The sequence below is a fragment of the Marinobacter persicus genome, assembly GCF_002934325.1.
Lineage (GTDB): Bacteria > Pseudomonadota > Gammaproteobacteria > Pseudomonadales > Oleiphilaceae > Marinobacter > Marinobacter persicus_A.
The window spans coordinates 1-4,642 of record NZ_PTIV01000058.1; the positions used below are offsets into that span (position 1 = coordinate 1).

Sequence of the window (4,642 nt, forward strand, 5' to 3'; positions counted from 1 at the left end):
TCAGCCCACGGCCCGTGGCGGCTGAGTCATTCGCCGGCACTGCGGCAAGCCTTACCGGCCCGATTGTTCCGGAGCTATGGACTGCCCGAACTGGCGGTACGGTAACGGGTTGAATCAAGTCACTGAATCGCCGTGGTACGTGATCCGTATGCCCGGTGATGTGGGAGGAGGGGCATCGTGAGATGCCTCCCTATCCCGATTATGTCCACAGAATGAGTATTGGGCATCATTAAAAGGAGATAGGATGAGTACTCATACGTCAAACCGAAAGATTACCACCGCTAAGATTGGAGAGATGAAAGGAAGAGGAAGCATTGTCTCTCTAACGGCTTACACCAAGCCAATGGCGAGCTTTATGGATCCGTATGTGGATCTCATCATTGTTGGTGATTCAACGGGAATGGTTGCATACGGGTTTGATTCTACCTTGCCGGTAACGCTGGACATGATGATTGCTCATGGTGCAGCGGTTGCACGTGGAGCCGAACGAGCTTGCATTGTTGTTGACATGCCCTTCGGGTCATATCAAGAAAGTAAAGAACTGGCGTATCGAAATGCAGCCCGCGTATTGACTGAAACCGGTGCCCAAGCTGTAAAGGTTGAGGGCGGATTGGAGCTTGTTGAAACAGTGGAATTTCTGACCAGCCGGGGAATTCCTGTTATGCCGCACATAGGTCTCCGCCCTCAGCATGCAAATACTCTTGGTGGGTTCAAAGCACAGGGCCGAGATGACGATGCTACTGCGTTGTTGATTAAAGAGGCACAGGCCTTTGAGTCAGCAGGTGCTTTTTCGGTATTGATTGAAGGTGTTTTTGAGAAAGCCGCAAGGGAGGTTACTGAAGCCATTACCGTTCCCACAATCGGTATTGGTGCTTCTCCTGCGTGTGATGGGCAAGTACTGGTGACTGAGGATATCCTTGGACTGTTCTCAGATTATACCCCGAAATTTGCCAAGAAATATGTAGACCTCAGTGCTCAGATTAAAGAAGTATTTGCAGAGTTCGAAAAAGAAGTAAGGGCTGGATCTTTCCCGTCAGATGAGCATTGTTTTGGCCTAAAAAAGTGACATAACCAATGGCTGTTGTCGGACGCACCTACGCTGGCGCTCCGGTGCGCCGCAAAGCCAAGGCGTTAAATGCCGGTGATAGCTAGGTCCAGAGCTCCAACAATCTGGTCTCTGAAATGTGAGAGGGAGCCAATGGGGCTCTTGAGATGTTTTTCAGGCACGGAGGAAATTTGCGGAGTTAACAGCAACAGGTCCTGATCGGCAAAGCTGATTTCTGGAGTGAGTCCTTGCATGGCTTCGCCACCGAAGGCGGAACGTTTGCCCAAAGGAATAACAATGCGAGTTGCCAAATCGCTCAGGAGGCTGCTCTGAATATCCACCAGGTATGGGTAGTGAGCCTTGCTGACTTTGCTCGGGTTAGGGTACACATCGAACTGTGCCATCAGAACTCCCTGAATTCGTCGCCGAAGCATCCATGTTGTTCGACGAAATCGTTGTAACCTTTTATCGCAGCCCGATTTTTTTCAACCCATTGTGCGGCTTCGCGTTTCGAAAGCTCTTCTTTCAGAGCTCGTTCCAGGGTTGCCGACAAATTAATGTTCAGTTCCCGGGTTTTACTCAGCAGATCGCTGTTGATTGAGAGGTTCGCTGCTTTTTTGGGGGCGGCTGAATTATAGAGTTCGGCCATGAGGACCTCCGAGAAGATCAAGAATACATAGCTTGATCATATGCGCATTGCTATGCGCATGCAAGCATTTAACCAATGGCTGTTGCCGGACGCGCCTGCGCTGGCGCTCCGGCCCGCCGCAAAGTCAGGGCGTTATGTTTACAGGGAATCTCTATGAGTTATGTACAGGGAAAAAGTAAAAACGAAATTTTAGAGGCGATGTCTGGTACTGCCCAACCCGGCAGTACAGTGCATGAACAGCAAAAGTCAGCCATTTTGGTTCGATGCACCGAAGATATTCAGATAGCCTTCCAGGAGCAATCCAATGCGACCAGAAAAGTTAATACTTCGTTGGTCGAGCTCAACGGGCGAATCGACAGTTTGGAAGTAGCTTTCAAAGAGTCATCAAAATCATCAAGTAAAGTTGCTTGCGCGCTCAACTGGCTCACTGCTGCGCTTGTTTTAGTTGGCATTGCCCAAGTTGTTGTTGCGTATGCAAAGTAAACATAACAAGTCGCAGCAGTACGCCATGGACTTCCCCAGTTTAGTGGACACGCCGAAAGCGTATCGCTTTTGATCCCCTCCGCTGGCGCTCCGGCGCCGATTACCTTCGCGTTAGGCACAGAGCTCACCGGAGTATCTAAATATTGTTGGACTTTTTATTTCTCGTTCTCGGTATAGCCCTGCTCACTGTTGGTGGTGAGGCATTGATTCGCGGCTCGCTGGCTGCGGCAAAGCGCCTCGGCGTATCGCCACTGCTAAGTGGTCTGGTCATCGTAGGCTTCGGGACCTCTGCACCGGAATTGGTGGTCTCGGTTAATGCTGCGATTGATGGGCGACCCGATATCGCGATTGGAAACGTCGTGGGTAGCAACATCGGCAATATCTTGCTGATACTCGGTATTTGCGCCTTGATAACACCATTGACGGTAAAGCCACTGGCATTGAGACGGGACGCTGTAACGGTAGTAGCGGCAAGCGTACTGTTTCTCGTTCTTGTAGGAGGGAATGCACTAGGGCGTCCAGACGCCGCTATATTCCTTGTTGCTCTGGTTGCTTACCTGGTGTGGGCTTACTGGAGCGAGCGATTGCATGCCGCACCTTCTGGGGAGTTACACAAAGCTGAGGCAGAAGAGCTTTCCACCGTTCCAAAGTCGGTGTTGTGGACGGTCATCGCCGTGGTTTTTGGCCTGCTGCTATTAATTGCTGGATCACAGGTACTTCTAATTGGGGCCATTGGCATTGCAGCGCATTTTGGTGTGCCAGAGGCTGTTATTGGCTTGACGCTGGTAGCCGTTGGCACATCTCTCCCCGAACTATCCATATCGGTGATTGCAGCTATTCGGAGGCATGCCGATGTGGCTGTTGGCAACATACTTGGCAGCAATATCTTCAATTTGCTGGGAATTCTTGGAGTGTCTGCTCTTCTTCAACCACTTCCTGTCCATCCGAGAGTCCTCCAGTTTGATCAATGGGTCATGCTCGGGGCATCATTGCTCTTGCTGTTGTTCTTGTACACGGGGCGCCGACTGAGCCGTTCAGAAGGTGGGGTGCTTTTGATCGGTTACGGCATTTATGGCTGGCTGAGTTTTGCGGTATTCGGTGGCTGACATGAAATGGCCATACAAGGCAAGCACAGCGACAGTTTTTCCGTTGCCGCTTCGCCTCCACTACAAAACTGCGCGTGTTGGCGGCGTTAAATCAGTAGTGATACCGAAGCTGGGCGATGAGAAGAGCGTCATCCGTGACTTTGTAGACCATGCGGTGCTCTTCGTTAATTCGGCGGGACCAGTAACCAGCGAGGCTATGTTTGAGCGGTTCCGGTTTACCGATACCTTCGAACGGTTCGCGCTTGGTTTCCTTGATCAGCTTGTTGATTCGATTAAGGATTTTTTTATCAGTTTTTTGCCAGTACAGATAGTCTTCCCAGGCGTTCTCGGAGAAGATGAGTTTCATTCAAGAAGTTCCTTTTCTTGACCACCGCCTTGCTCCAGCTCGGCAACGGATTCCAGCAAACGACGGGCGTTCTTCGGTGCGCGCAGGAGGTATGCGGTCTCTTGTAACGCCTCATAGTCCTCAAGAGAGATCATGACCACGGACTGTGATTTGCTCCGGGTGATGATCACCGGAGAGTGGTCTTCACAGACCTGCTCCATGGTTTTTGCTAGATTAGTTCTAGCGGCTGTGTAGCTAATGGCATCCACAAGGTTGCTCCTGTACAGGATGTTGTCCCTGTGCAGGATATCGTACATTGAAGGATTTAACAATCGGCTGCACAGCGACCGATTTTCCGCCGCTTCGCGGCTCCAAACCGGCGCGTGAGCCGGGCGTTAAGCACAGAGAAGAGCAATGGATTCAGCCGTAATCATCTCCTTTTTAATTGCGTTTATTGCTTGGCGGGAGTGGTCTACGAATAGACAGCGTCTCAAATTCGAGCTGTTTGATCGCCGTTATGAGGTCTACTTGGTGATAGCCGAAGCTTTGGCTAATGTTGGCGTGGAAGGAAGGGTACGGCCGGGTGCCGAGTTTGATTTCCTGCGCAAAACGAACAAGGCATATTTTCTGTTTGGGTGCGCCTCATGGGTTAAGTTTCTCATCGATGATATCTATAAAAAGATGGTCAACCTTCAGCGAATCGAAGCAGAGCTTGAATCTGCCGAGGGTGAGCAGCGTAAGCAGCTCATTCAGGAATCCCGAGAGGTGAAGAATTGGATGGAGTGCACCCTTCATGAGCTTGAGGGAAAGTTTGAATATTTCCTTAAGCTCCGGCATTGAAATGCTTAACAAATCATTCCAGTTCGTTACGGCCCTGATGGGCCTCCACCGGACGGCCTTTTCTTCGCTTCGCTACGTAAAGGCCGCCGCTGAATATTGGCGTGTGTGCCGGGCATGGCACAGAACTAGGGAGGTGAAAGTCCTCCTGCCAGGTGTTCGCAGAGCCGAAGGCTAGGAGAAGGGCAAGGGCGTCA

Annotated in this window: 8 protein-coding genes; 4 read left to right on the forward strand and 4 right to left on the reverse strand. The window is 50.9% G+C overall.

Annotation, left to right across the window (positions count from 1 at the left end; genetic code table 11):
- Positions 1-244 precede the first annotated feature (244 nt).
- Positions 245-1,066 (forward strand): 3-methyl-2-oxobutanoate hydroxymethyltransferase, encoded by an 822-nt coding sequence (panB, locus tag BY454_RS16275; RefSeq protein WP_104417617.1) that lies wholly within the window; start codon positions 245-247, stop codon positions 1,064-1,066.
- Positions 1,067-1,131: 65 nt separating this feature from the next.
- Here panB and BY454_RS16280 read toward each other — a convergent pair whose 3' ends face one another.
- Both BY454_RS16280 and BY454_RS16285 read right to left on the reverse strand, forming a co-directional pair.
- Complete coding sequence (locus BY454_RS16280) at positions 1,132-1,449, reverse strand: CcdB family protein (protein ID WP_104417618.1); 318 nt, start codon at positions 1,447-1,449, stop codon at positions 1,132-1,134.
- On the reverse strand, positions 1,449-1,694 hold the full coding sequence (locus BY454_RS16285) for a type II toxin-antitoxin system CcdA family antitoxin (RefSeq protein WP_104417619.1): 246 nt from the start codon (positions 1,692-1,694) through the stop codon (positions 1,449-1,451). The genes BY454_RS16280 and BY454_RS16285 overlap by 1 nt, the downstream gene beginning before the upstream one ends.
- A gap of 153 nt (positions 1,695-1,847) precedes the next feature.
- Here BY454_RS16285 and BY454_RS16290 point away from each other — a divergent pair, with 153 nt between their 5' ends.
- Positions 1,848-2,177, forward strand: coding sequence for a hypothetical protein (locus BY454_RS16290; RefSeq protein ID WP_104417620.1), 330 nt, complete (start codon positions 1,848-1,850; stop codon positions 2,175-2,177).
- Between the two features lie 143 nt (positions 2,178-2,320).
- On the forward strand, positions 2,321-3,283 hold the full coding sequence (locus BY454_RS16295; RefSeq protein ID WP_104417621.1) for a calcium/sodium antiporter: 963 nt from the start codon (positions 2,321-2,323) through the stop codon (positions 3,281-3,283).
- Between the two features lie 91 nt (positions 3,284-3,374).
- Here the strand turns inward: BY454_RS16295 and BY454_RS16300 are convergent, their stop codons facing one another.
- The gene (locus BY454_RS16300) at positions 3,375-3,629 is read right to left on the reverse strand and encodes a Txe/YoeB family addiction module toxin (RefSeq protein WP_104417622.1); all 255 of its coding nucleotides are present in this window, start codon (positions 3,627-3,629) and stop codon (positions 3,375-3,377) included.
- Positions 3,626-3,877: a type II toxin-antitoxin system Phd/YefM family antitoxin gene (locus BY454_RS16305; protein WP_012137510.1), complete on the reverse strand. Its 252-nt coding sequence runs from the start codon at positions 3,875-3,877 to the stop codon at positions 3,626-3,628. Before BY454_RS16305 ends, BY454_RS16300 begins: the two co-directional genes overlap by 4 nt.
- Positions 3,878-4,022: 145 nt before the next feature.
- Here BY454_RS16305 and BY454_RS16310 point away from each other — a divergent pair, with 145 nt between their 5' ends.
- Positions 4,023-4,448: a hypothetical protein gene (locus tag BY454_RS16310; RefSeq protein ID WP_104417623.1), complete on the forward strand. Its 426-nt coding sequence runs from the start codon at positions 4,023-4,025 to the stop codon at positions 4,446-4,448.
- The last annotated feature ends 194 nt before the right edge of the window (positions 4,449-4,642 follow it).